Source organism: Thermomonas fusca DSM 15424, assembly GCF_000423885.1.
Classification (GTDB): Bacteria; Pseudomonadota; Gammaproteobacteria; order Xanthomonadales; family Xanthomonadaceae; genus Thermomonas; species Thermomonas fusca.
Map to the genome: position 1 here is coordinate 25,807 of NZ_AUIV01000009.1, position 25,286 is coordinate 51,092.

Sequence of the window (25,286 nt, forward strand, 5' to 3'; positions counted from 1 at the left end):
CGTCAGACACAGCCCCCTCCCCAGCTTGCAGGGGAGGGTTGGGGAGGGGTTGCTTTTCGCCGTTCACGTTCACGCGCCCAGCTTCGCCAGCGCGCGTCCCAATGCGGCGTCGGCCAGTGCCCGCGTGGTGTCGTCGCTGATCGTGTTCAGCACCTCGCGGCAGAACGCGCCGGTCAGCAGCGCGCGCGCCTGCGGCTCGGGCAGGCCGCGCGAACGCAGGTAGAACAGCGCGGTGGCATCGAGCTGGCCGACCGTGGCGCCGTGCGCGGCCTTGACCTCGTCGGCGTGGATCACCAGCACTGGCTGGGTGTCGATCTCCGCCTCGTTGGACAGCAGCAGGTTCTTGTTGGACAGGTCGGCCTCGGTGCCGTCGGCGCCGGGATGGATGGTGATGCCGCCGTGGAAGACCGCGCGCCCGCGCTGGCCGGCCAGGCCGCGCCAGGTCAGGTTGCAGCGGCTGTCGCGGGCAAGGTGTTCGATGCCGAGGCGGGTATCGACGTGACGGCGGCCGTCGGCCAGCAGCACGCCATCGGCCTGCAGCGATGCGCCATCGCCTTCCAGCCGCACGTTGAGCTCGTGTCGCGACAGCGCCGCGCCCAGCTCCAGGTCGGTGCGCGCATAGCCGGCCTCCCGTGCCAGCACGGCGTCGGTGCGTGCGAACAGGGTGGCGCGCGGCGCGGCGTCCTGCACCCGCACATGCGACAGGCGTGCGCCGTCGGCCACGTGCGCGTGCAGCAGCGCGTTGCCGAGATGGGCGTGTTCGCCGGCGGCCAGCTCGTGTTCCACCAGCTGCAGCGAAGCGCCTCGGCGCAGTTCGACGAAATGGCGCAGGTGCCAGGCCGCATCGCCACCCTCCTGCGGCGCGCCCACATGCGCGATGTGCAGGGGCGATTCCAGCTGCACCCCGGCCTCCACGCGGATCGCCGCGCCTTCGCGCGCCAGCGCGGCGTTGAGGCGGGCGAAGGGCTCGTCCGGGCGCTGGTAGCGGCGCGCCAGGAAGTTCACCGCGCGCGGATCGTCGCCCTGCAGCAGCTGCGACAGCGGGCGCACATCGATGCCGGCGGGCAGGGTGGAGAGGTCGCTCAGCGCGGCGTCGAAGTGGCCGTTGACGAACACGATGCGCGGCGCGGGGATGGCCGCCAGCAGCGCGGCATCGACGGCCACCGCCGCGGCCTGCGCGAAGCTGCGGCGTTCCAGCTGGCGCAGCGAGGTGTACTTCCAGCTTTCCGCGCGCTGCGGCAGGCCGTCGTGCAGTACTTCGTCCAGCAGCGCACGGCAGCCGGGGTCACCCGCGAAGCCTGCGGCTAGCGAATCGAGCAGGGCGCCCATCAGGCGGCCTCCGGCGCCAGCCGGTTCCTGATCCAGTCGTAGCCGTGGGCTTCCAGCTGCAGGGCCAGCTCCGGGCCGCCGCTTTCGACGATGCGGCCATTGGCCAGCACGTGCACCACGTCGGGCTTGATGTAGTCGAGCAGGCGCTGGTAGTGGGTGATGACGAGGAAGGCTCGCTCGCTCGATCGCTGCGCGTTGACGCCGTCGGCCACCGCCTTCAGCGCGTCGATGTCGAGGCCGGAGTCGGTCTCGTCGAGGATCGCCAGCTTCGGCTCCAGCAGCGCCATCTGGAAGATCTCGTTGCGCTTCTTCTCGCCGCCGGAAAAACCCTCGTTGACGCCGCGATGCAGCAACTCGTCCTTGAGGTGCAGCACCGCGAGTTTCTCGCGCACCTTCTTGAGGAACTGCATCGAGTCCAGTTCCTCCTGCCCGCGCGCCTTGCGCTGGGCGTTGAACGCCGCGCGCAGGAAGTAGGTGTTGTTCACGCCGGGGATTTCCACCGGGTACTGGAAGGCCAGGAACACGCCGGCGGCGGCGCGCTCTTCCGGCGCCAGCTCCAGCAGCGGCTTGCCGTCGAACTCGATCGTGCCGGCGGTGACCTCGTAGCCGTCGCGGCCGGCCAGGATGTTGCCCAGCGTGGACTTGCCGGCGCCGTTTGGGCCCATGATGGCGTGCACTTCACCCGCCTTCACTTCCAGCGAAAGGCCCTTGAGGATTTCCTTGCCGGCAACGCTGGCATGGAGGTCATTGATCTTGAGCATGTGTGTCTCCACGGCCGGAGTCGCCGGCTCCTTGCAGGTATTCCAGATCGGCCAGGTCTTGCAGACGGCCAACGGCTTGCTTGTTTGCGCGCAGATCGTCCAGTCCGATCACGGCGACATGGATGCCACCTAGCGGGACGATGATCCGGCGGGGGTAGCAGGCGTCGAAATCGACGCCGTCGGCGAAATTGATGAGTTCGATCGCGTTGGGTTCCTTGCCCAGCACCAGCATCGCGCGCGGTTTGCAGAAAGCAGCGGGGGCGGCGGCCAGATCCGGGAAGCCGAAGCTGCGTAGGGCGGCGATGAGTTTTTCCGCGTTGGCTTCGGTGCCACGGAACCAGACATCCAGATCCTTGGTGTAGCGAACATGCCCATGCACGCCCAGTGCGATCCCGCCCACCAGCATGTATTCCACGCCGTGGGTTTCGAGGGCGGACAGGAAGTCCCGCCAGTCCCTGTCCAGCGGGCTCTCAGCGGGCGCGGACATGGTGCAGTTCCCACTGGAAGACGAAGGCGGGGTTGCCGCCCTTGAACAGGGCGTTGCCTTCGCGATGCAGTGCAAGAGCGGCCTGCAGGCGTTCGGCGTGGCTGCGCGCATGCCAATGGCGCGACGCGGTGGCCTGCCGCTCGTCGGCATCCAGGAAGCGCAGGCTGCGCTCGGGCTGGGCGTTCATCCCACAGCCCCTTCCAGCGTCACGTCCAGCAGCTTCTTGGCTTCCACCGCGAATTCCATCGGCAGTTCCCGGAACACCTGCTTGCAGAAGCCGTCGACGATCATCGACACCGCGTCCTCCTGGCCGATGCCGCGGCTGCGGCAGTAGAACAGCTGGTCGTCGCTGATCTTCGAGGTGGTGGCTTCGTGTTCGACGGTGGCGCTGGGGTTCTTCACCTCGATGTAGGGGAAGGTGTGCGCGCCGCAGGTCTTGCCGATCAGCAGGCTGTCGCACTGGGTGTGGTTGCGCGCGCCGTCGGCGCCGGCGGCGACCTTCACCAGTCCGCGGTAGGTGTTCTGGCCGCGTCCCGCGCTGATGCCCTTGCTGACGATCTTCGACTTGGTGCGCTTGCCGATGTGCACCATCTTGGTGCCGGTGTCGGCCTGCTGGTAGTGGTGGGTGAGCGCCACGCTGTGGAACTCGCCGGTGGAGTCGTCGCCGGTGAGGATGCAGCTGGGGTACTTCCAGGTGATGGCGCTGCCGGTTTCCACCTGCGTCCAGGTCACCTTGCTGCGCGCGCCGCGGCATTCGGCGCGCTTGGTGACGAAGTTGTAGATGCCGCCAACGCCGTTCTCGTCGCCGGGGTACCAGTTCTGCACCGTCGAATACTTGATCTCGGCATCGTCCAGCGCCACCAGTTCCACCACCGCGGCGTGCAGCTGGTTCTCGTCGCGCATCGGCGCGGTGCAGCCCTCGAGGTAGGACACGTGGCCCTTGTCCTCGCAGATGATCAGGGTGCGCTCGAACTGGCCGGTGTGGCCGGCGTTGATGCGGAAGTAGGTGGAGAGCTCCATCGGGCAGCGCACGCCCTTGGGGATGTAGACGAAGCTGCCGTCGGAGAACACCGCCGAATTGAGCGCGGCGAAGTAGTTGTCGCCCACCGGCACCACCGTGCCGAGGTACTTCTTCACCAGCTCCGCGTGGTTGAGGATGGCGTCGCTCATCGAGGTGAAGATCACCCCGACCGCGGCCAGTTCCTTCTTGAAGGTGGTGCCCACGCTGACCGAGTCGAACACCGCGTCCACCGCCACGCCGGCCAGCTTGGCGCGCTCGTGCAGCGGCACGCCCAGCTTGTCGTAGGTGTCCAGCAGTTCCTTCGGCACTTCGTCCAGCGACTTGTACTTCGGACCCTTGGGCGCGCTGTAATAGCTCAGCGCCTGCAGGTCGATCGGGCCGATGTTGAGCTTCGCCCAGTCGGGCTGGCGCATGGTCAGGAAGTGGCGGTAGGCCTCCAGCCGCCACTGGGTCATCCACTCCGGCTCGTGCTTCTTGGCCGAAAGCGCGCGGATGATGTCCTCCGACAGGCCCGGCGGCAGCGAATCGGTTTCGATGTCGGTAATGAAGCCGGCGTCGTACTTGCGCCCCAGCTGGGCGTGGATCTGCGCGTTCTGCGGTTCGTTCATGGGGTGTTCCTCAGGCCTGCGCCAGGCGGGCGGCGATGCGCCCGCGCGCGGGTCGTTGCGGTGGTTCCAGCATCTGCGCCAGCGAGACGTTGCCCAGCGCTTCGGCCACCACGTCGTTGATGCGGCGCCAGTTGGCGCGCACGCCGCAGCTGTGCTCGATGCCGCACTGGCCGCTGGGCACGCTGCATTCGGTCATCCCCAGCGGGCCTTCCATCGCTTCCACGATTTCGAACAGGCTGATCGCTTCGGCCGGGCGCGCCAGCCGGTAGCCGCCGTTGGCGCCGCGGAAGCCTGCCACCAGCCCGGCGGCGGCCAGCGGCTTGAGTACCTTGGCCACCGTGGGCGCTTCCAGCCCGGCGCGTTCGGCCAGCTCCGGTGCGCTCAGCACCGCATCCGGCCGTGCGGCAAGCACGGTCATGACAACAGTGGCGTAATCGGTCAGCCGGGTGACGCGAAGCATGGCGGTTGGGCAGGCGGGGGAATCTGGACTGAAATTGTACGTTTTGGCGCCCCCGCCGCCAAGTTTCAGCGCCTGACCTGCATCAAGGCGCGCTGGATCCATGCCGAAACGGCGTCGGTATAGGCCGATGGCTGGCCCAGCTGGTCGTTGATTTCGCCATGTTCCAGCGCTTCCGGCAGCACCCGCATCGGCACCGACAGGGCGGCGGCGCGAGCGGCGAAGCCGCGGGCCTCGGCGCAGGGAGAAGTCGGGAAGCGGCGGTCGCTGGAGCAGACCAGCAGCATCGGCAGCGCGTCGCGTTCAAGCTGCTGTTGCGGCGAGACCGAGCGCCAGTAAGCCGGATCGCTGCCGAACGCATCGCGGTAAAGCTGCGGCAGCCGCGGCTGGCTCATCAATGCGGGGACATCCAGCGCGCCGCTGTCCAGGGCCACCACGCCCAGCGGGCGATCCGCGCTGGCTTGCCGCAGCAGGCCGGTGGGATCGCTGCCCAGCAGCGCCACCAGATGCGCACCGGCGGAATGGCCCATCAGGATCGTCTTCGCCGGATCGGCATGCCACTGGCGGGCGCGCCGCTGCACCGAGGCCAGCGCGGCCGCCACGTCGCCGGCCTGCACCAGCGGATCGGCATCGGGTTCCATCCGGTAGTTCGCGGACACGAACACGAAGCCGCGCTGCAGCCAGTACGCCGCCTTGTTGCCGACGACGTAGCGCATGCCCTTGTCGCCGCGGCGCCAGCCGCCGCCGTGGACCATGAACAGGATTGGCGCGCCCGGCCGCGCGTGGCCCGGCAGGTAGACGTCGTAGCGCTGCCTCGGATCCGGGCCGTAGGCGATCTCGCGTTCGACGCGCACGCCCGGTGGCAGCGACGCGCGTTCGCCACGCCCGGTGTTTTCGGACTGTGGCTGCAGCCGCTGCTGGATGCGTTCGCGCAGCCGCTGCTGTGCCGGCAGCGGGGCACTGGGGGTGGCGAGCATGCAAAGCGCGAGCAGGCCGACGAAGAGGGGAAGGCGCTGGGACATGGCGGGCGTTCCTGCGTTGGGGGACACAGCGGCAACGCATCGAAGCCGCCGGCGGTTGACGCGGGGGCGCGCAGGTTCCACGGATGACAGCTGTCAGCCGCGATGGCTGACGACGCCCCCTGCCGCCGGCAACACGGCTGCGGAAAATGGGCGGCGTCCAATCCGGACGCAGGAGAGCCCCATGCAGACCCAGACCCGATCCCGCACGGCATTCGCCGACCAGCTGCAGGCCAGCGTGGGAGAACTGGTGGAGCGCGCGGCCAGCGCCGCCCCCGGTCCGGAGCGTTCGCGGTTGTTGCGCTGGCTGCTGGTGGGCGGCGCCGTGTTCCTGCTCTGGCGGGTGGAGCGCAGCGCCAGGAAGCTGTTGTGGACGATGTTCGGCATCGGCATGGCGCTGTACTGGAGCGGCGCCGCCGGCTGGCTGTTGCGCTGACTGGCAGCCGCCGCGGATCGATGGCGAGTGCACGCGTCGATCGGTCGGACACGCGGTGACGGGAACGGCGCGGCTGGGCACAATGGCCCTTCCCCAAGCCGCGCCGCACCGATGCCGAAGAAGATCGCCACCCGCAAGTCCGCCATCCACGGCAACGGCGTATTCGCCGCCCTGCCGATCGAAAAGGGCGAGCGCCTGATCGAATACAAGGGCCGCCGCCGCAGCCACGAAGAGGTGGACGCCGGCGACAGCGGCGACATCGAGAGTGGCCACACTTTCCTGTTCACCCTCAACGAGGATTGGGTGATCGATGCCAACTTCGAGGGCAACGACGCGCGCTGGATCAACCACAGCTGCGCGCCGAACTGCGAGGCGGTGATGGTGGAGGACGAGGCCGAGCCGAAGAGGTCGCGCGTGTTCATCGAGGCGGTACGCGCCATCAAGCCCGGCGAAGAGCTGACCTACGATTACGGCATCACCCTGGCCGAGCGCCACACCCCGCGGCTGAAGAAGATCTGGGCCTGCCGCTGCGGCTCGATGGACTGCACCGGCACCATGCTCAAGCCCAAGCGCTGAGCGCTTGCGGCGTATCGCTTTCCTGCGCGGGGCCAGCCCCTGGTGCAAGCCGTGAGGCGGTCGCCGCCCTATTGCTTTGCCAGGGTCGCGCGTTCGATCCGCCAGCCCGGATCGCCGCCCTCGACCACGCTGCGGTGCAGGACATAGCGGCCGGTGTAGTGGTCGATGCGGCCGTCGCTCTGGCCGGCGGCCAGCTTCACCGGAATTTCGATGAAGCGCTGGCCGGCGCCCGCGTCGATGGGCCCCGGCGCGCCGATCTCGACGCTCACCCCGGTGGTGCCGGCGAAGCCGTCGGCGAACTGTGCCGCCGTCTGCGGATTCTGCCGCCACAGCGCATGCGCGCGTGCGAAGTCGCGGGCGTTGATGGCGGCGTAGTAGTCGCGCAACACCGCGACCGCGGCTTCGACGCCCGGCTCGGTCTGGGCGGTGGATGCGTCGGTGGTCGATGGCGCGATGCCGTCGGTTGGCGTCGCCCGGGCGGGCTGGGCGTCTTCGACGCGGCCGGGGTCGGGGGTCGATGCGCCGGGCGCGGGCATGCCGGTCGCAGAGCCGCCGTTCGCCTCCGGCTTCGGCAGGCTCTCTTCGGCGAGGGTGGCGTCTTCGCCGGCGGGTTTGCGGTCGCCGCAGGCGACCAGCAGCGCGGCCAGCAGCACGGCGGACGGGAGGCGGAAACGGTGCATGGCGTGGTCCGGAAGCGGATGCGCACACGATAGCGCGCATCCGTGAAACCAGCTGCGACGGAGCGCTCAGTCCTCGTCGTGGTGGGGCTTGTACGCCTCCGCCAGCTTCTTCTGCATCGGCGCCGGCACCGGTTCGTAGTGGCTGAAGTCCAGCGCGTAGCGGCCGCGCCCGGCGGTGGCGGATTTCAGCTCCGCGGCATAGCCCTCCAGTTCCGACAGCGGCACCTGCGCGCGGATCAGGATGTCGCCGCCGCGCAGGGTATCGGTGCCGCTGATGCGGGCGCGCTTGGACGCAAGACCGCCGCTGACATCGCCCATGTGCTGCTCGGGCGCGCTGACTTCCAGCTCCACGATCGGCTCCAGCACCTGCGGCTGCGCCTTGCCGATGGCATCGAGGAAGGCACGTTTGCCGGCGGCGATGAAGGCGACCTCCTTGCTGTCCACCGGATGATGCTTGCCGTCGTAGACCACCACCCGCACGTCCTGGATCGGGAAGCCGGCCACCGCGCCGCCGGCCAGCACCTGGCGCACGCCTTTTTCCACCGCGGGCAGGAACTGGCCGGGGATGGTGCCACCCTTCACCTCGTCGACGAACTCGAAGCCGGCGCCGCGCGGCAGCGGCTCGATACGCAGGAACACCTCACCGAACTGGCCGGCGCCGCCGGTCTGCTTCTTGTGCCGGTGGTGGCCGTCCGCCTTGCTGGCGATGGTTTCGCGATAGGCGATGCGCGGCGGATGGGTGTTCACTTCCACCCCGAAGCGTTCCTTGAGTCGCTGCAGCATCACCCGCAGGTGCAGGTCGGACAGGCCGCGAATCACCGTTTCGTTGGTTTCCCCGTTGTGTTCGACCGCGAACGCCGGATCCTCTTCGGCCAGCTTGTGCAGCGCGGTCGCCAGCTTCTGCTCCTGGCCCTTGCTGGCCGGCTCCACCGCCAGCCCGAACATCGGCTTCGGGAATGCCATCGGCGCGAGGTGGATGTGGTCCTCGTCGTGCGAATCGTGCAGCACCGCATCGAAATGCAGTTCGTCGATCTTCGCCACCGCGGCGATGTCGCCGGGAACCGCCTGGCTGATCTCGATATGGTCCTTGCCCCGCAGCCGGAACAGATGCGCCACCTTGAACGGCTTGCGGCCGTCGTCGACGAACAGCTGCATGTCCTTGCGCACGGTGCCCTGGTAGACGCGGAAAATGCCGAGCTTGCCGACGAAGGGGTCGTTGACGATCTTGAACACGTCGGCGATGACGTGCGCGTCCGGGTCGGGACGCGCCTCCACCGGTCGCACGTCGTTGCCATGGCCCTTCACGAACGGTGGTGGATTGGCTTCGCCGGGGTGCGGGAACAGTGTCTCGGCGATGTCCAGCCATTCCGGCACGCCCACGCCGCTGCGCGCGGAGACGAAGCACACCGGCACCAGGTGGCCTTCGCGCAGGCACTGCTCGAAGGCGTCGTGCAGCTCCGCGCCGGACAGGCCGCCCTCGCCGACGTCGAGGTAATGGTCCATCACCGTTTCGTTGATCTCCACCACCTGGTCGATGATCTTCTGGTGCCAGTCCGCCACCGCGCCAAGATCGCTTTCGCCCTGCTGGCTGCGGAAGCAATCGACCACCCGCGCGCCGTCGTCCGCCGGCAGGTTCAATGGCAGCAGCTCGGCGCCGAATTCCACCCGCAGCAGGTCCAGCAGCGCGGCCAGATCGTGGCCGGCATGGTCGATCTTGTTGATCACGACGGCGCGGCACAGCCCGCGCTGTTTCGCGTACTCCATCATCCGGCGCGTGCCGTGGCCGACGCCGGTGTCCGCATCGACCACGATCGCCACGGTTTCCGCCGCCGCCAGCGCGCCCAGCGCGGGGCCGCGGAAATCGGGATAGCCGGGGGTGTCGAGCAGGTTCAGGTGCAGGCCGCCGCGATCCACGCTGGCGATGCCGGCATCGATCGAATGGCCGCGTTCGCGTTCGAGCGGATCGAAGTCGGACACGGTATTGCCGCGTTCCACCGTGCCTGCCGTCTGGAGTGCGCCACCGGCATGCAGCAGGGCTTCGAACAGGGTGGTTTTGCCGGCGCCGGGGTGGCCCGCCAGGGCCACGTTGCGGATTTGCTGGGTCGAATAGGACATGAGCCCGTTCCTCCTTCGCGTGCGAATGGACGTGGCGTCATGGCTGTCCGCGTTTCGCGCCGGAGCGTTGGGCGCTCGGCGGGCGGTCATGGCGGGCATTCACCTTAGCGCAGCGGCGGCGATTGTCGTCTTGCGCTGCAGCATCGGACGGCTGTCGCCGCGCTAAACGGATTTGCTCACGCACGCCCGGTTCAGCTTCGCGTCAAGCATGTCTGCGCAATCTGCAAACCGCGCCGGCCCTTTCCCTTTCCCGGCGACCGGAAACTGCCATGAAGCGTGTTCTCGCCAGCCTGCTCGCCCTTGGCCTTGCTGCCGGCGGCAACGTCGCGTTCGCCCAGTCGGCGGGCTACGGCCGTTACGACGGTTCGGTCCAGGCCGAAGGCGACCGTTATTACGACTACGCGCGGGTGATCCGGGTCGACCCGGTGCTGGGCGGCAGTGGCTATCGCCAGGGCTACGGCAGCGACCGTCGCTGCTACGAAACCACCACTGCCGGCGGCTATGGCTATGGCGACGACGGCTATCGCAACGACGGCCGCTACGATGGCTATCGCAACGATGGCTACGACCGTCGCTACGGCGGCTATGACGGCCGCAACGATGGACGCTATGGCTATGGCGGCGAGACCGGGCGCAACGTCGCCACCGTGGTCGGTGGCATTGCCGGCGCGGTGCTGGGCAGCAAGGTCGGCGGCGGCAGCGGCAGCTACGCCGCGGCGGCGGTGGGTTCGATGCTGGGTGGCATGGCCGGGCGCGAGATTTACGACCAGAACCAGCGCGGTCGCCGCCAGGTCGGCACGGTGCGGGTCTGCGATCCCGAGCCGGTACGCAGTGGCTATCCGGGTTCGGGCTATCGCGATGGCGGTGCCGGCGGATACGACGTGACCTACGAGTACAACGGCCGCCGCTACACCCGGCGCATGGACTATCACCCGGGCGAGCGTGTCCGCGTGCTGGTCGGGGTGGAGCCGCAGTAAGCGCCTTGATCGCGCGAATGGAGAAGGGGCCCTGCGGCCCCTTCTTCGTTTTTGCCGGCGCTGGGGTGCGCCTTCAGCGCGTGGCCGCAGCGATCTCGGTGCGGCGGTTGGCGTGGCGCGGCACGCCCTGTTCGTCCAGCAGGTGCTCGATGCGGCTGAACACTTCCGCGCGCGAAAAGGGTTTTTTCATGAAGTCGTCGGCGCCGATGCGCTGCACGTAGAACTGCTCGGTGGCCTGGGCGTTGCCGCTGATCATGATGATCGGCACGTCGTGGGTGGCTTCATCCCGGCGCAGCTTGCGCAGCGCGCTGAAACCATCGATGCCGGGCAGTACGATGTCGAGGAAGATCAGGTCGGGGTGTTCGCGACGGGCGATCTCCAGCGCGCTCTCACCGTCGTAGGCCACCAGCACTTCGAAATGGTTCTGCAGCAGCATCCGCTTGAGCAGGGCGACGATGGTCGGCGAATCGTCGACCACCAGGATGCGGAGGCCCGGGCGGGCGTTGCGGCGCTCGCGCTCGCGACGCTCGAGGACGCCACCGTGCGCGGCTTCGGCATTGTCCGCATCCGCCTGCAACTGCGACGCAGCTTCCGTGGCCGGTGAAGCAGGCCTTGCCGCGGGCGTCGGCGCCGCAGCCGATCCGCCCTGCTGTGGGCGGACACGCTTGAACAGGTCGAAAAATCCCACGCCGCGGCTTCCCCAGATTGTCCCCGGGCGGCATCTTACCGTGAACCCGCCGGGTCAACGGCGGGCGTGGGCGTCCTCCGCCAGCGCGCGCAGGGCGAACAGCCGCGCCACCTTGCCCCAGGCCAGCGCGCCGGCGATGGCGCAGCCCAGCAGCAGCGCCAGCACGAAACCGCCCAGGCCGCTGGCGTCCACACGCTGGCGCAGCGCCACCGCGAGCAGCGCCAGCAGCAGGCTGCACACCGTCGGCAGCAGGTAGGCGGAAAGCACCGCCAGCGGGCGCCGGCACAGCAGCTTCACCCCGCGCCACCACGCCTTGAACGCCGAGCGCAGCCGCGCATCGGCGGCCAGCCAGCCGCGCCCGGCCTCGATGCCAGCGTGCGCCAGCAGCAACAGCAGGGCGCCGACCGCCAGCGCGATGTTGCGGCCCTGTTCGCCGTCGGCGGCGACGATGGCCTCTTCGTGCAATTTGCCGTTGAGGCCCACGCCGGCTGCCAGGATCGCCGCGGCGGCGCCGAGCGGGATCACCGACCACAGCAGCAGGCGCAGCATCGGGCCGTATTCGCCGATGCCGCCGCGCAGCAGCTCGCCGAAGCGCAATGGGGTGGGGCTGCGTGCGGCGACGACGGTGGCGCCTGCCAGCAGCGGCGACAGCAGCAGCATCAGGATTGCGCTGTTCCAGATGCCTTCGGACAGCACCGCCAGCGGCGCGCCTTCCGCCATCAGGCTTTCGACCAGCAGCGTCGGCGCGGTGCCCGCGGCGATGGCGGGGGCCTGCAGCGAGTGGTCGAGCAGGCCGCCCAGCCAGCTCCATGCGGGCAGGGTGGCGAGCAGCGAGGAGCACAGGGCGGCCACTACCCAGAGCAGCAGGAGGCGCCACTGCAGGGCGCCGGCAAGGGCGCGGGGCAGGGCGGAGCGGGCACGCAGCGGACGATTGGTGATGTTCATGGCGCGCCTCAGATGGTGGCCAGCAGGGCGAAGAAGGATTGCAGCAGGGCGGTGAAATCGCCGAACCAGCGGCGTGCCGCGGCTGGCTGCGACTCCAGCGTGCGGCTGTCGTTGAGGCGGCTGGCGTCCATCCGCAGCAGTCCCTGCGGATCCAGCTGGGCCGAGGTCGCCTTGGCGCGCGTGGTCACCACGAAGCGCTGCCAGCTGTCCTGCGAGGTGACTGCGAAGTCGCGGTGGCTGCCGTCGGCGAAGTTGATGCGCAGGGTCTGCGGCGGCTTGATCGCGTCGCGACGCACCACCACCACGGTGCGGTAGGGGAAGGCGCCTTCGCCGTCCTTTGCTTCCGGGTGCTTGTCCTTCCAGGCCTTGCGGCGCTTCTCGATGGCCTTGTCGATGGCCTTGCCATCGACAAGTACCGGCTTGCCCTTGTACTCGTGGTAGCCCGGCAGCGGCAGCACTTCGCGGCTGGACAGGCTTTCGATGCGGTCGTCGGTGCGGCCGGTGCCGTAGAAGTAGGCGTCGAACGCGCCGTTGACGATGGCCGGCTTGCCGGTGCCCTCGGCCAGCGCCTCGCGCAGGTCGGCCAGCGAGGGGTGGCGGAACTTCCAGCGCTCGTAATAGAGCTTCATCGCCCGTTCCATCGCCGGCGTGCCAACCAGCATCTCGATCTGGCGCATGGCGGTGGCAGTGCGCGAATACACGGTGCCGTAGCTGCCGCTGGACAGGCGCGCCCACGAGTTGCGGCCCAGCGGGTCAGCCGGGTCGGACAGGCTGGCGCCCAGCCGTTCCATGTCGAACGGCGCCAGGCGGGTGCCGATGCCCAGCCAACGCGTCCACGGACGCTCCAGCGCCAGGCCCTGCCTGCGCGCGGTCATCATCCGCTGGTCCCAGTACTCGTTCATGCCTTCGTCGAGCATCGGTTCCTCGAACTCGTTGGAGGCGAGGATCCCGTAGAAATAGCCGTGGCCGAACTCGTGCACGGTGACGAAGTCCAGCATCCAGCGGCCGATGCTGCCGGGTTCCACCATCTTGGTGCTGTCGGCGGTGAAGAAGGTCGGATATTCCATGCCGCCGGCTTCGTCGGCGCCGTAGGGCGGCACCACCGCGGTGGCGGTCTTGTACGGGTACGGGCCGAGCGTCTTCGAGAAATAGTCCAGCGAGTCGATGGTGGCCTGCAGCACGGGCTCCGCGTTGGAGGCGTAGTCGGGGGTGTACAGCACCTTGACTTCGACCGGTCCGCGCGGGCCCTGCCAGGTCTTCACCAGCGGCTTGGCGTAGCGCTTGTCGGCGGTCCAGGCGAAGTCGTGGACGTCGTGCTGGACGTAGCGGTGGGTGGTCTTGCCGTCCTTGGTCGCCGGTGTGCCGACCTGCTGGCCGGTGGCGCCGATGGTGTAGTCCTTCGGCACGGTGAGGCGCACGTCGTAGCTGCCGAAATCGGCGAAGAACTCGCTGTGCAGGTGGAACTCGTGCGCGTTCCAGCGCGGCGCGGTGGCGCCGCGCTCGCCCGGCAGTTCCAGCACGCCGATCTTCGGGAACCATTGCGCCACCAGGTGGAAGCTGCCGTAGTAGCCGGTGCGTGCCACCACCCGCGGCAGCTGGTCGAAGAAGTCGATGTCCAGCGTGGTGGTTGCCCCCGCCGCCACCGGCTGCGGCAGGTCGATGCGGACCACGCTGCGGTCGGTCTTCGGGCCGCCGTCCGGCTGCACGAAGCTCCATTTCGCCGGCGCGCCGTTCTGCACCACCTTGTCGAGACGGATGTAGCCGTACTCGCCGTCCTTGGTGGCGACGTTGCTGCGGAAGCCGCTGCTGCTGGCCCGCTGCTCGGTCATGAAGGTGCTGCCGGGGCCGTCGAAGCCGTTGAGGTACAGGTGCACATAGACGCTGCATACCGGCTGCGCACTGCGGTTGCGCCAGCTCAGCTGCTGCTTGCCGCGCAGGGTGTGCTTGACCGGGTCCAGTTCGGCGTCGATGGAATACGAGGCCACGCGATCCGACAGGGTGGCGGCGTCGGCCTTGCGCGGCCCGCCCCAGGCGTCCGCGCCGCTGGGTGCGCGCACCGCACCTGCGTCGGCGGCGGCCAGCGGGATGGCGGGGCAGCTGGTGGCTGACGCGCCGGGCGCGGCAGCGACGGGAGTCTTGGCCAGCAATGGAACCGATGACAGCGCGAGCAAGGTGGACAGGGCGACTGCGACCCGTTGGCTGTGCATGGGTTCTCCGGTGAATGCGGGCAAGGTTGCCGCCACGATGTGCGAAGCGGCGGGACGTGGCAACATGCCGGTAGTCACGGCCGACGGGAGAGGGCATGACAATCCACCAGGGCAGCTGCCATTGCGGCGCGATCGCGTTCACCGTTGAAGGCCCGATCGAGGCGGCCATCGACTGCAACTGCTCGCTGTGCCGGCGCCGCGGCGGCCTGCTGGCGTTCTTTCCGCGCGAGGCGCTGGTGCTGCGCACGCCGGAAGCCGACATGGCGACTTACACCTTCAACACCCATGCCATCCACCATCACTTCTGCCCGACCTGCGGGGTGGCGCCCTTCAGCGAGGGCATCGATCCGCGCAGCGGCGAGGCGATGGCGGCGGTCAACCTGCGCTGCCTGCCGGACCTCGACCTGTCGTCGCTGAAGGTCACCGCCTACGACGGCGCAAGCCGCTGACGTGCAGGGACGGGCGACGGACATGGGACGGGGACGTGCATGCAGACCATGACCGCCCCGGCACCGACCGCCGACGTCGAGCGCGCGCTGGCGAACGCCCTGCAGCTGCTGGTCGCCGACCCCGCGTTGGCCGCGGAGCAGGCCCGCGAGGTGCTGACGGTGGCGCCCGGGCATCCCGCTGCCGAACTGCTGCTGGGCATGGCCGATACCGCACGCGGCGACTTCGACGCCGCGCAGCAGCGGCTTGACCGGCTGGCACGCGCGCAGCCGCGCTCGGCCATGACCTGGCTGGAACTGGCGCGGGCGCGCACCGGCGCCGGCCGCCGGGTGGACGCGCTGACCTGCGCCGAACGAGCGGTGGCGCTGCAGCCGGTCCTGCCCGGTGCTTGGCTGGCGCTGGCCGACCTGCGTTTCGCCGCCGGGGACGACGACGGCGCCGATGCCGCCTACCTCCAGCATGTGCGCCACAGCGCGCACGATCCGGCGCTGATGGTGGCCGCCGATGCACTGGCCCGCGGCGACCTGCCCGAGGCCGAAACCCGCCTGCGTGCGCGGCTGGCGCGCCAGCCCGGCGACGTGGCGGCGCTGCGCATGCTGGCCGAGCTGGCGGTGCGGCTGGGCCGCAACGAGGAAGCCGCGCTGCTGCTGGAACATGCGCTGGAGCGCGCGCCCGGCTTCGACGCCGCGCGCCAGAACTACGCCGCCGTGCTCAACCGCGGCAACCGCCACGCCGAGGCGTTGGCCGAGATCGACCGCCTGCTGGAGCGCGATCCCGGCAACCAGCCGCTGCGCAACATGCGCGCGGTCGTGCTGGGCAAGCTGGGCGATTTCGACGGTGCCATCGCCACCTACGAAGCCGTGCTGGCGCGCGCGCCGGGGCAGTGGCAGGTCTGGCTGGGCTACGGCCACGCGCTCAAGACCGCCAACCGCACCACCGACGCGGTGGTCGCCTACCGCCGCGCGATCGCGCTGAACCCCGGCTTCGGCGCCGCGTGGTGGAGCCTGGCCAACCTCAAGACGGTGCGCTTCGATGCCGCCGACATCGAGGCGATGCGCGCCCAGCTGCGCCGCGACGATCTCGACGACGACGCCCGCCTGCACTTCGAGTTCGCCCTCGGCAAGGCGCTGGAAGATGCCGGCGACCACGCCGACGCGTTTGCCCATTACGCCCGCGGCAACGCGCTGCGGCGCAGCCAGCTGCCCTATGACGCCGAGCTGGGGCGCGAGCGCACCCGCCGCGCGATCCGCACCTATAACCGCGCCTTCTTCGCCGAACGCGAAGACGCGGGCTGCGCCGCCCCCGATCCGATCTTCGTGGTCGGCATGCCGCGCGCCGGCTCCACCCTGATCGAGCAGATCCTCTCCAGCCACCCGCAGGTGGAAGGGACGATGGAGCTGCCTGCGCTGATCGCGATCACCCGCGAATTGCGCCAGCGCGACGGCAGACCGGAAACCACGTCCTACCACGACGTGCTGGCCGGCCTGGATCGGGCGGAACTGGAAGCGCTGGGCCGGGACTACCTGCGCCGGGCGCAGCCGCACCGGCGCGAGGGCCGGCCGCTGTTCATCGACAAGATGCCGAACAACTTCGCCCACGTCGGCCTGATCCACGCGATCCTGCCGAACGCGAAGATCATCGACGCGCGCCGGCATCCGCTGGCCTGCTGCTTTTCCAACTTCAAGCAGCATTTCGCACGCGGCCAGGCCTTCAGCTATGGACTGGCCGACATGGGCCATTACTACGCCGACTACGTGGCGCTGATGGCGCACTTCGACGCGGTGCTGCCGGGCCGCGTCCATCGCGTGATCTACGAGGACATGGTGGCCGACACCGAAACGCAGGTGCGCGCGCTGCTGGACTACTGCGGGCTGGAATTCGACCAGCGCTGCCTGCGCTTCTTCGAGAACGAGCGGGCGGTGCGCACCGCCAGCTCCGAACAGGTGCGCCGGCCGATCTACCGCGAGGGGCTGGACCAGTGGCGGCATTTCGCGCCGTGGCTGGGGCCGCTGGAACAGGCGCTGGGGCCGGTATTGACCCGCTATCCGGCGGTGCCGCCGGCCGCGGAGTTGCCGGCCTGGCGCTGAAGGTGCGTAATCGGTCGAGCGGCAGGGGGGCTGCGAAACCGCACAACAACGATGAGTGCCACAACTGGAGGGGAGTCCACGATGCAAGCAAGCAAACGCAATCGCCGGCGTAACGGCGATACATACCGCAGTTTCCGCAGGATCCCGCTGGCCGCCGCGGTGGCGCTGGCGTTCGCCGCGCCGGCATGGGCGCAGGAGGCCGCACCGCCGCAGAAGGACCGCGAGGCGCGCACCCTCGATACCGTCACGGTGACCGCGCAGAAGCGCGAGGAGAACCTGCAGAAGGTGCCGATCAGCCTGCAGGTGCTGGGCAACCAGCAGCTCGAGCAGCAGAACGTCGCCTCGTTCGCCGACTACGCCAAGATGATCCCCAGCCTGAGCTACGGCACCGCCGGCGGTGGCGTGTTCTCCGGGCCGGGCTTCGTGCAGGTGTACATGCGCGGCGTGGCCAGCGGCGGCGACGGCAACCATTCCGGTTCCCAGCCCAGCGTGGGCATGTACCTGGACGAGCAGCCGATCACCACCATCCAGGGTGCGCTCGACATCCACATGTACGACATCGACCGGGTCGAGGCCCTGGCCGGTCCGCAGGGCACGTTGTACGGCGCCAGCTCGCAGTCCGGCACGGTGCGCATCATCACCCGCAAGCCCGATCCATCCGGGTTCTCGGCCGGCGTGGCAGCGGAGGTCAACGCCATCGACGGCGGCGGCATCGGCCACGTGCTGGAAGGCTTCGTCAACCTGCCGATCAAGGAGAACACCGCGGCGGTGCGCCTGGTGGGCTGGCAGAAGCACGACGCCGGCTATGTCGACAACCTGTACGGCACCCGCACCTATCCCACCTCGGGCATCGTCGACGACAACGCCGACCTGGCGGAGAAGAACTACAACACCGCCGATACCGTCGGCATGCGCGCGGCGCTGCGCTTCGACATCAACGACCGCTGGACCATCACCCCGCATGTCATCGCGCAGAAGCAGAAGGCCTACGGCAGCGCCGGCATCGACCCGATGGTGGGCAGCGCCGCCGCCGGTTACGACGCTTCCAGCGGCGAGATGGCGGTCAAGCACTTCTACCCCGAGTTCTCCGACGACCGCTGGTACCAGGCGGCAATGACGGTGGAAGGCAAGATCGGCAACTTCGACCTGACCTACGTGTTCTCGCACCTCAAGCGCGACGTCGATTCCGCGTCCGACTACAGCGACTACGGCTACTGGTACGACGCGCTGGCCGGCTATGGCGCGTACTTCTACGATGACAACGGCGAGCTGATCAATCCCGCACAGCACATCGACGCCAAGGACGGCTACAAGCGCACCAGCCACGAGCTGCGCATCGCCTCGCCGCAGGACAACCGGGTGCGAGTGGTGGCGGGCCTGTTCTGGCAGCAGCAGAGCCACGACATCGAGCAGCGCTACCGCATCGACGGCCTGGCGAGTGATCTGTCGGTGAGCGGTTGGCCGGAAACCATCTGGTTGACCCAGCAGGATCGCCGCGACCGCGACCAGGCGGTGTTCGGCCAAGTCAGCTTCGATGCCACCGACAAGCTGGAACTGACTGCGGGCGGCCGCTGGTTCCGCTCCGAAAACGGGTTGAAGGGCTACTTCGGCTTCGCCAACGGCTATTCCTCCGGCAGCAGCCTGGATCCGGCCGACCGCTACGGCGAGGCCGGCTGCCTGGCGCAGTACGGCGCGCCCTCGAACTGGGAGCCGTACGACGGCGCCCCGTGCAAGGTGGTGGACAAGCAGCTCAAGGAGAACGACGCCACCTACCGCCTCAACGCTACCTGGAAGATCGACGACAAGAAGCTGGTGTACGCGACCTGGTCGCAGGGCTACCGGCCCGGCGGCATCAACCGTCGCGGCACGCTGCCGCCGTACGTCTCCGACTTCCTGACCAACTACGAGGCCGGCTGGAAGACCTCGTGGGCGGACGGCACGCTGATCTTCAATGGCGCGGTGTTCCGCGAGAACTGGAAGGACTTCCAGTTCTCCTACCTGGGCCAGAACGGGCTGACCGAAATCCGCAACGCCAATCAGGCGCGGATCGATGGCGTGGAACTGGATCTGAGCTGGGCGGCGACCTACAACCTGCAGTTCACCGGCAGTTTCGCCTGGTACGACGCCAAGCTGACCGAGAACTTCTGCGGCTGGCTGAAGCCGGACGGCAAGCCGGAAACCGTCTGCCCTGCCGGCACGCTGGACCCGAATGGCGATGCGGTGGACGGCCCGCAGGCCGCGGCCGGCACCTCGCTGCCGGTGACGCCGCGCTTCAAGGGTGCGCTGAGTGCCCGCTACAGCTTCGAGTTGGGCTCGGGCGAGGCGTACTGGCAGGCTTCGCTGTCGCACGCGGGCAAACGGCGGGTGGACATGCGCGGTGCCGAAACCGCGTTGCTGGGCTACCTCGATGGCTACACGCTGGTCGACCTGTCGACGGGCTGGCGCAAGGACAGCTGGTCGGTCGACCTGTTCCTGAAGAACGCCTTCGACGAGCGCGCGCAGATGAGCCGGTTCGCCCAGTGCGCCGCGCTGACCTGCGGCGCGGAGCCCTACACGGTGATTGCGCAGCCGCGCACGTTCGGGGTGCGGGTCAGCAAGGAGTTCTGATCCGGCGCCGACCGGACGATGCAACGGAGAAGGCGGCCTCGGCCGCCTTTTCCGTTCGTGATGCACAGGCCGGTGGCGCTGCGGGTGGCCTCAGCCTTCGTCCTGTTCGAATTCCGCCACTACGTCGAGGTCGAACGCCAGCGCCTCCACCGTCTGCCGCACCTTCTGCGCGGCCGCCGCGTTGGGCGCGTCGATTTCGAGTTCATGGGTATCCGGCCCCTCGACGTCGCTCAGCCCCGCCGAGCTGGAGTCGGCATCGTCCATGTGCGGCATCAGGTCGTCGACTTCCTCGACGTGTTCGATGCCGTCCAGGCTCTGCAACAGGTTGCTGATCGCGCGGACATCGTCCTCGCTGCCGGTCAGGCGGATGCGCATCATGGGCATGGTGGCGGTTTCCAGGGAAGGAAAGCGCAGGCTAGGCGGAGGCAGGCGAACGCCGGGTGATGGCGCCGCTCACGGCGCCGGCCGCACCGGCAGGCTGACGTTGCACAGGTCGATGTGGCCGGCCGGCTGGGTATAGAAGTCGTCCACCCGGTTGCGGCGCGCCTCGGTGGCATCGATGAACGCCTTGCTGTCGGTGCGCAGCAGTTGCAAAGGGGTGCGCTGCACCTCGGGCACCTCGCTGGCCAGCTTGATCGACAGGATCGGCGCGCGCTGTTCCGGCTTCTCGTAGAACCCCATCGGCGCCGGCCCGCGCGGGATGACGCTGAGCAGCTCCATGCCCTTGACCACCCGGCCCACCACCGTCAGCTGGTGGTCCAGCGCTCGCGGGGCCTGGCCGATGACGACATAGAGCTCGGCGCCGATGCTGCTGTCGGGCGCGCTGTTGCGGCCGGCGCCGAGCACGCCGTAGCAGTGCGCCATCCACAGCTTGCCGGTCTTCGGGTCGCGCGCGGCCGGCATGCCGTCGGCGAAGCCGACCTGCGGCGCCCAGCCGTCCACGTCGGGCAGGCGGTCGAAGCGCACGCCCTTGTCGCTGCGGGTGAATTCCGCCGGCAGATGGGTCTTGGTGCCGGCCGGGTAGGGCTTGGCCTTGCCGGCTTCCTCGCCGTCCGGATCGCCGAATTGCACCACGAAATTGTCCTGCGAACGGTAGATGGTCAGCCCGTCCCAGAAGCCGCCTTTGGCCATCGTCCGGATGTTCGCCACGTGCTCGGGCGCGAAGCCCGGCGCCAGCTCGATCACCACCCGCCCGGACGGCAGCTCCATGTACAGGGTGTTGGCCGGGTCGAGGCTGCGCCAGGCGCTGGCCGGGGCGGCGTCGATGATCTCCTGCGCCGACTTGCGCTTGGGCGGCTGGGCGCCGTCCGCGGCGATGGCGGGTGCGGCGACGAAGGCGGCAACGGCGAAGGCGAGCAGGGCGTGGCGCATGGCGGCATCCTCGGTGAAAGCGGCAAGCATAGCCGCCGCGCGCTGCCGCCGGTGCGCCGGTCAGCGGCGCGGCGCGGCCTTTTTCGCGGGCGCTGTCTTCACAGTCGATGCTGCAGGCGCAGCCGGCTTGCCGGCATGCGCGGCGATGAAGGCGCGCACCTGCGGATACACCTGGGTGCGCCAGCGGCGGCCGCTGAAGATGCCGTAATGGCCGGCCCCGGCCACGGTCAGGTGCTTGCGGTCGGCGTCGGCGATGCCGGTGCACAGCTCGTGCGCGGCGCGGGTCTGGCCCTGCCCGGAAATGTCGTCCAGCTCACCCTCGATGGTGAGCAGGGCGCAGCCCTGGATCTTCGAGGGGTCGACCCGCTCGCCGGCCACGTCCCACAGGCCGCGCGGCAGCAGGTGCTGCTGGAACACGGTGCGGATGGTGTCGAGGTAGTACTCGGCGGGCATGTCGAGCACCGCGTTGTACTCGTCATAGAACTTGCGGTGCGACTGCGCGGAGCTGAGGTCGCCCTTGACCAGGTCCTGGTAGAAGTCCCAGTGCGAGGTCGAGTGCCGTTCCGGGTTCATCGCCACGAAGCCGAGGTGCTGCAGGAAGCCCGGATACACGCGGCGGCCGGCGCCGGGGTAATTGGCCGGCACGGTGTGGATGACGTTGTTCTCGAACCACCACAGCGGCTGGCGGGTGGCGAGGTTGTTGACCGAGGTGGGCGACTGGCGGGTGTCGATCGGCCCGCCCATCATCGTCATCGACTTCGGCAGAGCCTCGCCGCGCGCCGCCATCAGCGAGATCGCCGCCAGCACCGGCACGGTGGGCTGGCAGACGCTGATCACGTGCAGGCGCTCGACGCCGATGTGGCGGATGAATTCCTGCACGTAGGCGATGTAGTCGTCGAGGGTGAACGCACCCTCGGCCGCCGGCACCATGCGCGCGTCGGTCCAGTCGGTGATGTAGACCTTGTGGTCGGCCAGCAGGGTGCGAACGGTGTCGCGCAGCAACGTGGCGTGGTGGCCGGACAGCGGCGCGACCACCAGCACGGTGGGGTCATCCTTCATCCGCGCCAGGCCGTCGGCCTGGTCGTGGTAGCGCTTGAAGCGCAGCAGCCGGCAGAACGGCTTCTCCAGCGCCACCCGTTCGACCACCGGGATCGACAGGCCTTCCACCTCGATCTGGTGGATGCCGAATTCGGGCTTCTCGTAATCCTTGCCCAGCCGGTACATCAGCTCGAACGCGGCCGACGTGCGCGGCGCACCGGGCAGCGCCGACAGCCAGCTGTCCTGCGCGGAATACATCTTCGCGCCGGCGTCGGCCCAATAGGTATAGGGCGCAAGGCCCGCCCGCCAGAATTCGTGCAGTTGGTACAGCAGCATGGTGAGTCTTGGGTCGCCCCGGATTGCGGCACTGCAGCATAACCCATGGGCATGACGGGGCTGTGATCGCTATCCCGGTTCTGCCGATCAGTCCGGCAGTTCCAGCGCGGTCGCGTGCGGCACCAGTGCCGGCGACAGCCAGCAGTGCGAGCCCAGCGGGCGCAGCCCCAGCGTGCGCAGGCGCTCGCGGTAGAATGCTGCGCTGCGCTGCTTGAAGCCGTGTTCGTCGCCCTCGGCGCCGTCGCCGCGGGCGAACGCCTCGATGAAGGCCACGCCGCCGCACAGCTCGGCCAGCGCGGGCAGGCCGCGGTCGAGTTCGCGGGTGTCCAGGTAATGCAGCACGTCGCTGCAGACCAGCAGGTCGGCGGGCGGGCAGGGGCGAAGATGCTCGAAATCGGCGAAGCGTGCGTGGTGCAGGCCACGGCGGCGGCCATAGCGGGCGATGGCATAGTCGCTGCTGTCGAAGCCCAGATACTGCACGTTCGGACGCAGCTTCAGCAGCGGCGCGCGCCACGCGCCCTCGCCGCAGCCGATGTCCAGCACGCTGCGGATCGGCCGCTCCAGGTGGTATTCGGCGGTCGCCACCGCCAGCGCCACCTTGCGCGCCAGCCGCGCGGCGTGGCCGATGCCGCCGTGGCGGTACCAGCGGTCGAAGTAGGCGCGGTCGTAGGTCTTGGTCATCGTGTGCGTATCATCCGCCGGTTGTCATCGTCGAGGGTCGCGCCAGCGGCAGCGGCGAAGGCGCATCGGCCAGCGCCCGCGCGGGCATGGCGAATTGAAACATTCCGGAGCGACCGCATGGCCTACCTGTTGACCAAGACCTTCCACCTGGTGTTCGTGATCGCCTGGATGGCGGCGGTGTTCTACCTGCCGCGGATCCTGGTCAACATCGCCGAGGCGGGCGAGTCGCAGGAGGTGCGCGCGCGGCTGCTGTTGATGGGGCGGCGGCTGTATCGCTTCGGCCACGTGATGTTCGGCATCGCCTTCGTGCTGGGGCTGGTGCTGTGGCTGGGCTACCGGGTGCTGCCGGCGTTCCCGACCATGGTCGGCGCGGGCACGGCGTGGCTGCATGCCAAGCTGGGCCTGGTGGTGGTGCTGTTCGCGTTCTACATCGTCAGCGGGCGCTGGTTGAAGGGTGTCGAGCGCGGCCGGCCGCTGCCGTCGGGCAGGGCACTGCGCTGGTTCAACGAACTGCCGCTGCCGGCGCTGGTGGCGATCGTCTGGCTGGTGCTGGCCAAGCCGTTCTGATCCGCACTCCGGCTTCGCGAGTGCTGTCGGTGCGCCGTGAAGCCGGATCCCGGTCAGGGACTGGGCGGCGGCTGGCGGAAGGTTTCGATCCGCGGCAGTTCCACCGGCACGCCGTTGCCGTCGCACAGCTGCTTCGCGCACAGCGCCGCGCGCAGGCGCGGGGTGGCCTGCACGAGGATGTGGTACAGCGCGTTCTGCTCCAGCGTGCCGCGCACGGCCTGGCTGCCCGGGCCGCGTGCCCAGACGCCGACATCGTCGCCGCCATGGCTTTCGGCGCCCAGTGGCACCAGCGCTTCCTGCAGGTAATCCGGGTCGGTGGTGTCCACGTCGGCCAGGTCCGGGCGGCCGCTGGCGGGCGCGAGTTGCTGCTTCGGCCAGTGCGGGTAGCGCTTGGGGCCGGCAGGCTGGGCGTCGCTGGCGCCGGTGTTGCCGGGGCCGTTGGCGTAGACGAGGGTGGTGTAAGGCTGGCCATCGAGATCCAGCGCCAGCTTGCCCGGCTCGCCGTCGAAGCTGCTGCTGCCGCGCACCTTGCCCAGGATCGGGTTGCCGCGGGCGGGATAGCCGACGAAGCCGAGGGTGTGCGCGTGGTCGGCCGTCACCAGGATCAGGGTGTCGTCGGCGGAGGTCGCCTGCATCGCCGCGCGCACCGCGTCGGAGAGCGCGATGGTGTCGTCGAGCGCGCGGAATGCATTGCCCTCGTGGTGGGCCATGTCGATACGCGCGGCTTCCACCATCAATACATAGCCCTCGCCCTTCCGCGACAGATGGTCGATGGCCACGCGGGTCATCTCGGCCAGGCTGGGTTCCGCGGAACCGTTGGCGATGCGGTCGCGGTCGTACTGCATGTGGTCGTGGTTGAACAGGCCCAGCACGCTGCCCGCGCCTGCCGCGGCGGCCAGCTGCGCGGCACTGGTGACGTAGGCGCCCTGCGGGTGCGCCCGCTGCCATTCGGCGATCAGGTCGCGGCCATCGCGGCGCAGGCCGCGCTTGTCGGGCTGCTGCGGGTCGGCCTGCGTGGTGGTGAGGAACTGCTTGCGGCCGCCGCCCAGCACGATCGACGGGCCGCGCCCGTCCCGGCTGGCGTCGACCAGCTGGCGGGCGATGTCACGGCAGCCTTCGGCCACGGCGCGTGGCGGCAGCGCAGCGTCGTTCTCCCAGTTGCGGTTGGGCACGTGCGCATAGGTGGCTGCGGGCGTGGCGTGGGTGACGCGGGAGGTGGAGACGATGCCGGTGGCCATGCCGGCGGCGTCGGCCAGTTCCAGCCAGGTCTGCGCCTGCTTGCCCAGGCTGTCGGCGCAATCGTTCTTGTTGCCGGCATACACACCGATGGCGCCCATGTGCGACTTCACCCCGGTGGTGATGGCGGTCATGGTGCCGGCCGAATCGGGGGTCTGCGCGTCGGTGTTGTAGGTCTTGGCCAGCGCGGTGGCCGGGAAGGCTTCCCAGGACAGCAGGTGCTCCTCGCCGCTGCCGCCGTTGCGCTGGCCTTCCAGGATGCGTGCCGCGGCCACCGTGGCCAGGCTCATGCCGTCGCCGAGGAAGACGATCACGTTGCGGGCGTTGCCGCCCATGGCGCCGCGCTGCGCGGCCTGCGCGGCGCCGCTGCGATACCACCAGGCGGGGGTTTCGCCGGCGGGATGGACGACTGCCGGCACTTCCACCATCACGTTGGCGGCGGGCGGCGCGATCGCAGGCGGGGTGCCGGCGCAGGCGGCGAGGGTCAGGCTGCAGGCAAGCGGCAGCAGGCGCAGATGCAGATTGGTCATCGCGCCATTATGAATGGTCACCATGTCCGCAGTGTTGCGCGGATGGCGCTGACGCCGGGGCGGCGCTCCGGTATCGTTCC

The 25,286-nt window shown here is 69.3% G+C and carries 24 protein-coding genes; 7 read left to right on the top strand and 17 right to left on the bottom strand.

Translation table 11 applies throughout. The features are described from left to right. Positions 1-69 precede the first annotated feature (69 nt). From sufD to G582_RS0104865, 7 genes are all read right to left on the bottom strand, one after another. Positions 70-1,329 (bottom strand): Fe-S cluster assembly protein SufD, encoded by a 1,260-nt coding sequence (gene sufD, locus G582_RS0104835; protein WP_028838867.1) that lies wholly within the window; start codon positions 1,327-1,329, stop codon positions 70-72. Beyond that, complete coding sequence (gene sufC, locus G582_RS0104840) at positions 1,329-2,090, bottom strand: Fe-S cluster assembly ATPase SufC (RefSeq protein WP_028838868.1); 762 nt, start codon at positions 2,088-2,090, stop codon at positions 1,329-1,331. Before sufC ends, sufD begins: the two co-directional genes overlap by 1 nt. Beyond that, complete coding sequence (locus G582_RS15555; RefSeq protein ID WP_038052975.1) at positions 2,074-2,577, bottom strand: hypothetical protein; 504 nt, start codon at positions 2,575-2,577, stop codon at positions 2,074-2,076. Before G582_RS15555 ends, sufC begins: the two co-directional genes overlap by 17 nt. Then, complete coding sequence (locus G582_RS0104850) at positions 2,561-2,764, bottom strand: hypothetical protein (protein ID WP_028838869.1); 204 nt, start codon at positions 2,762-2,764, stop codon at positions 2,561-2,563. The genes G582_RS15555 and G582_RS0104850 overlap by 17 nt, the downstream gene beginning before the upstream one ends. Further along, a complete protein-coding gene (gene sufB / locus G582_RS0104855; RefSeq protein ID WP_028838870.1) occupies positions 2,761-4,206 on the bottom strand; it encodes a Fe-S cluster assembly protein SufB in 1,446 nt (481 codons plus the stop codon). Before sufB ends, G582_RS0104850 begins: the two co-directional genes overlap by 4 nt. Before the next feature lie 10 nt (positions 4,207-4,216). Further along, positions 4,217-4,666: an SUF system Fe-S cluster assembly regulator gene (locus tag G582_RS0104860; RefSeq protein WP_028838871.1), complete on the bottom strand. Its 450-nt coding sequence runs from the start codon at positions 4,664-4,666 to the stop codon at positions 4,217-4,219. 65 nt (positions 4,667-4,731) lie between these two features. After that, positions 4,732-5,685 (bottom strand): alpha/beta hydrolase, encoded by a 954-nt coding sequence (locus G582_RS0104865; RefSeq protein WP_028838872.1) that lies wholly within the window; start codon positions 5,683-5,685, stop codon positions 4,732-4,734. A gap of 181 nt (positions 5,686-5,866) precedes the next feature. On the opposite strand from G582_RS0104865, the gene G582_RS0104870 reads away from it, so the two are divergent. Together G582_RS0104870 and G582_RS0104875 are read left to right on the top strand one after the other, a co-directional pair. Beyond that, positions 5,867-6,118 (top strand): hypothetical protein, encoded by a 252-nt coding sequence (locus tag G582_RS0104870; RefSeq protein WP_028838873.1) that lies wholly within the window; start codon positions 5,867-5,869, stop codon positions 6,116-6,118. Between the two features lie 111 nt (positions 6,119-6,229). Continuing rightward, entirely contained in the window at positions 6,230-6,694 is a 465-nt protein-coding gene (locus G582_RS0104875) for an SET domain-containing protein (protein ID WP_028838874.1), read from the top strand. Between the two features lie 68 nt (positions 6,695-6,762). On the opposite strand, the gene G582_RS17145 is transcribed toward G582_RS0104875, so the two are convergent. Beyond that, positions 6,763-7,374, bottom strand: a complete 612-nt coding sequence (locus G582_RS17145) for a hypothetical protein (RefSeq protein ID WP_051246724.1) — start codon at positions 7,372-7,374, stop codon at positions 6,763-6,765. 66 nt (positions 7,375-7,440) lie between these two features. Continuing rightward, the gene (gene fusA / locus G582_RS0104885; RefSeq protein ID WP_028838875.1) at positions 7,441-9,489 is read right to left on the bottom strand and encodes an elongation factor G; all 2,049 of its coding nucleotides are present in this window, start codon (positions 9,487-9,489) and stop codon (positions 7,441-7,443) included. Between the two features lie 269 nt (positions 9,490-9,758). On the opposite strand from fusA, the gene G582_RS0104895 reads away from it, so the two are divergent. Next, the gene (locus tag G582_RS0104895; RefSeq protein WP_028838876.1) at positions 9,759-10,466 is read left to right on the top strand and encodes a glycine zipper 2TM domain-containing protein; all 708 of its coding nucleotides are present in this window, start codon (positions 9,759-9,761) and stop codon (positions 10,464-10,466) included. Between the two features lie 73 nt (positions 10,467-10,539). On the opposite strand, the gene G582_RS15565 is transcribed toward G582_RS0104895, so the two are convergent. From G582_RS15565 to G582_RS0104910, 3 genes are all read right to left on the bottom strand, one after another. Beyond that, positions 10,540-11,043 (bottom strand): response regulator, encoded by a 504-nt coding sequence (locus G582_RS15565; protein ID WP_051246727.1) that lies wholly within the window; start codon positions 11,041-11,043, stop codon positions 10,540-10,542. A 165-nt stretch (positions 11,044-11,208) separates the two neighbouring features. Then, positions 11,209-12,099 (bottom strand): hypothetical protein, encoded by an 891-nt coding sequence (locus tag G582_RS0104905; RefSeq protein ID WP_028838877.1) that lies wholly within the window; start codon positions 12,097-12,099, stop codon positions 11,209-11,211. 8 nt (positions 12,100-12,107) lie between these two features. Further along, entirely contained in the window at positions 12,108-14,306 is a 2,199-nt protein-coding gene (locus G582_RS0104910) for a M1 family metallopeptidase (protein WP_051246730.1), read from the bottom strand. A 95-nt stretch (positions 14,307-14,401) separates the two neighbouring features. Here G582_RS0104910 and G582_RS0104915 point away from each other — a divergent pair, with 95 nt between their 5' ends. The 3 genes from G582_RS0104915 (at position 14,402) to G582_RS0104925 (ending at position 19,447) form a co-directional block, all read left to right on the top strand. Further along, positions 14,402-14,755, top strand: a complete 354-nt coding sequence (locus tag G582_RS0104915) for a GFA family protein (RefSeq protein WP_028838879.1) — start codon at positions 14,402-14,404, stop codon at positions 14,753-14,755. 39 nt (positions 14,756-14,794) lie between these two features. Beyond that, positions 14,795-16,840 carry a tetratricopeptide repeat-containing sulfotransferase family protein gene (locus G582_RS0104920; RefSeq protein WP_343122282.1) on the top strand — a complete coding sequence of 682 codons (2,046 nt, stop codon included), beginning with the start codon at positions 14,795-14,797 and terminating at the stop codon, positions 16,838-16,840. Positions 16,841-16,921: 81 nt separating this feature from the next. Continuing rightward, positions 16,922-19,447: a TonB-dependent receptor gene (locus G582_RS0104925; RefSeq protein ID WP_051246733.1), complete on the top strand. Its 2,526-nt coding sequence runs from the start codon at positions 16,922-16,924 to the stop codon at positions 19,445-19,447. 90 nt (positions 19,448-19,537) lie between these two features. Here the strand turns inward: G582_RS0104925 and G582_RS0104930 are convergent, their stop codons facing one another. The 4 genes from G582_RS0104930 to G582_RS0104945 form a co-directional block, all read right to left on the bottom strand. Further along, on the bottom strand, positions 19,538-19,831 hold the full coding sequence (locus tag G582_RS0104930; RefSeq protein WP_028838882.1) for a hypothetical protein: 294 nt from the start codon (positions 19,829-19,831) through the stop codon (positions 19,538-19,540). Between the two features lie 69 nt (positions 19,832-19,900). Then, positions 19,901-20,818 carry a peptidylprolyl isomerase gene (locus tag G582_RS17840; RefSeq protein WP_028838883.1) on the bottom strand — a complete coding sequence of 306 codons (918 nt, stop codon included), beginning with the start codon at positions 20,816-20,818 and terminating at the stop codon, positions 19,901-19,903. Positions 20,819-20,878: 60 nt separating this feature from the next. Continuing rightward, positions 20,879-22,192, bottom strand: a complete 1,314-nt coding sequence (locus tag G582_RS17845) for a polyhydroxyalkanoate depolymerase (protein ID WP_211219302.1) — start codon at positions 22,190-22,192, stop codon at positions 20,879-20,881. Between the two features lie 87 nt (positions 22,193-22,279). Beyond that, on the bottom strand, positions 22,280-22,873 hold the full coding sequence (locus G582_RS0104945; RefSeq protein ID WP_028838884.1) for a class I SAM-dependent methyltransferase: 594 nt from the start codon (positions 22,871-22,873) through the stop codon (positions 22,280-22,282). Positions 22,874-22,990: 117 nt separating this feature from the next. Between G582_RS0104945 and G582_RS0104950 the strand changes: the two genes are divergently transcribed. Then, the gene (locus G582_RS0104950; RefSeq protein WP_038052978.1) at positions 22,991-23,440 is read left to right on the top strand and encodes a CopD family protein; all 450 of its coding nucleotides are present in this window, start codon (positions 22,991-22,993) and stop codon (positions 23,438-23,440) included. Positions 23,441-23,493: 53 nt separating this feature from the next. Here the strand turns inward: G582_RS0104950 and G582_RS0104955 are convergent, their stop codons facing one another. Next, positions 23,494-25,206, bottom strand: a complete 1,713-nt coding sequence (locus G582_RS0104955) for an alkaline phosphatase (protein WP_038052981.1) — start codon at positions 25,204-25,206, stop codon at positions 23,494-23,496. Between the last annotated feature and the right edge of the window lie 80 nt (positions 25,207-25,286).

Bases quoted from the DNA above. Each gene is read 5' to 3' on its own strand.
- sufD (WP_028838867.1), bottom strand. From the start codon at position 1,329: ATGGGCGCCCTGCTCGATTCGCTAGCCGCAGGCTTCGCGGGTGACCCC.
- sufC (WP_028838868.1), bottom strand. From the start codon at position 2,090: ATGCTCAAGATCAATGACCTCCATGCCAGCGTTGCCGGCAAGGAAATC.
- G582_RS15555 (WP_038052975.1), bottom strand. From the start codon at position 2,577: ATGTCCGCGCCCGCTGAGAGCCCGCTGGACAGGGACTGGCGGGACTTC.
- G582_RS0104850 (WP_028838869.1), bottom strand. From the start codon at position 2,764: ATGAACGCCCAGCCCGAGCGCAGCCTGCGCTTCCTGGATGCCGACGAG.
- sufB (WP_028838870.1), bottom strand. From the start codon at position 4,206: ATGAACGAACCGCAGAACGCGCAGATCCACGCCCAGCTGGGGCGCAAG.
- G582_RS0104860 (WP_028838871.1), bottom strand. From the start codon at position 4,666: ATGCTTCGCGTCACCCGGCTGACCGATTACGCCACTGTTGTCATGACC.
- G582_RS0104865 (WP_028838872.1), bottom strand. From the start codon at position 5,685: ATGTCCCAGCGCCTTCCCCTCTTCGTCGGCCTGCTCGCGCTTTGCATG.
- G582_RS0104870 (WP_028838873.1), top strand. From the start codon at position 5,867: ATGCAGACCCAGACCCGATCCCGCACGGCATTCGCCGACCAGCTGCAG.
- G582_RS0104875 (WP_028838874.1), top strand. From the start codon at position 6,230: ATGCCGAAGAAGATCGCCACCCGCAAGTCCGCCATCCACGGCAACGGC.
- G582_RS17145 (WP_051246724.1), bottom strand. From the start codon at position 7,374: ATGCACCGTTTCCGCCTCCCGTCCGCCGTGCTGCTGGCCGCGCTGCTG.
- fusA (WP_028838875.1), bottom strand. From the start codon at position 9,489: ATGTCCTATTCGACCCAGCAAATCCGCAACGTGGCCCTGGCGGGCCAC.
- G582_RS0104895 (WP_028838876.1), top strand. From the start codon at position 9,759: ATGAAGCGTGTTCTCGCCAGCCTGCTCGCCCTTGGCCTTGCTGCCGGC.
- G582_RS0104905 (WP_028838877.1), bottom strand. From the start codon at position 12,099: ATGAACATCACCAATCGTCCGCTGCGTGCCCGCTCCGCCCTGCCCCGC.
- G582_RS0104910 (WP_051246730.1), bottom strand. From the start codon at position 14,306: ATGCACAGCCAACGGGTCGCAGTCGCCCTGTCCACCTTGCTCGCGCTG.
- G582_RS0104915 (WP_028838879.1), top strand. From the start codon at position 14,402: ATGACAATCCACCAGGGCAGCTGCCATTGCGGCGCGATCGCGTTCACC.
- G582_RS0104920 (WP_343122282.1), top strand. From the start codon at position 14,795: ATGCAGACCATGACCGCCCCGGCACCGACCGCCGACGTCGAGCGCGCG.
- G582_RS0104925 (WP_051246733.1), top strand. From the start codon at position 16,922: ATGCAAGCAAGCAAACGCAATCGCCGGCGTAACGGCGATACATACCGC.
- G582_RS0104930 (WP_028838882.1), bottom strand. From the start codon at position 19,831: ATGCCCATGATGCGCATCCGCCTGACCGGCAGCGAGGACGATGTCCGC.
- G582_RS17840 (WP_028838883.1), bottom strand. From the start codon at position 20,818: ATGCGCCACGCCCTGCTCGCCTTCGCCGTTGCCGCCTTCGTCGCCGCA.
- G582_RS17845 (WP_211219302.1), bottom strand. From the start codon at position 22,192: ATGCTGCTGTACCAACTGCACGAATTCTGGCGGGCGGGCCTTGCGCCC.
- G582_RS0104945 (WP_028838884.1), bottom strand. From the start codon at position 22,873: ATGACCAAGACCTACGACCGCGCCTACTTCGACCGCTGGTACCGCCAC.
- G582_RS0104950 (WP_038052978.1), top strand. From the start codon at position 22,991: ATGGCCTACCTGTTGACCAAGACCTTCCACCTGGTGTTCGTGATCGCC.
- G582_RS0104955 (WP_038052981.1), bottom strand. From the start codon at position 25,206: ATGACCAATCTGCATCTGCGCCTGCTGCCGCTTGCCTGCAGCCTGACC.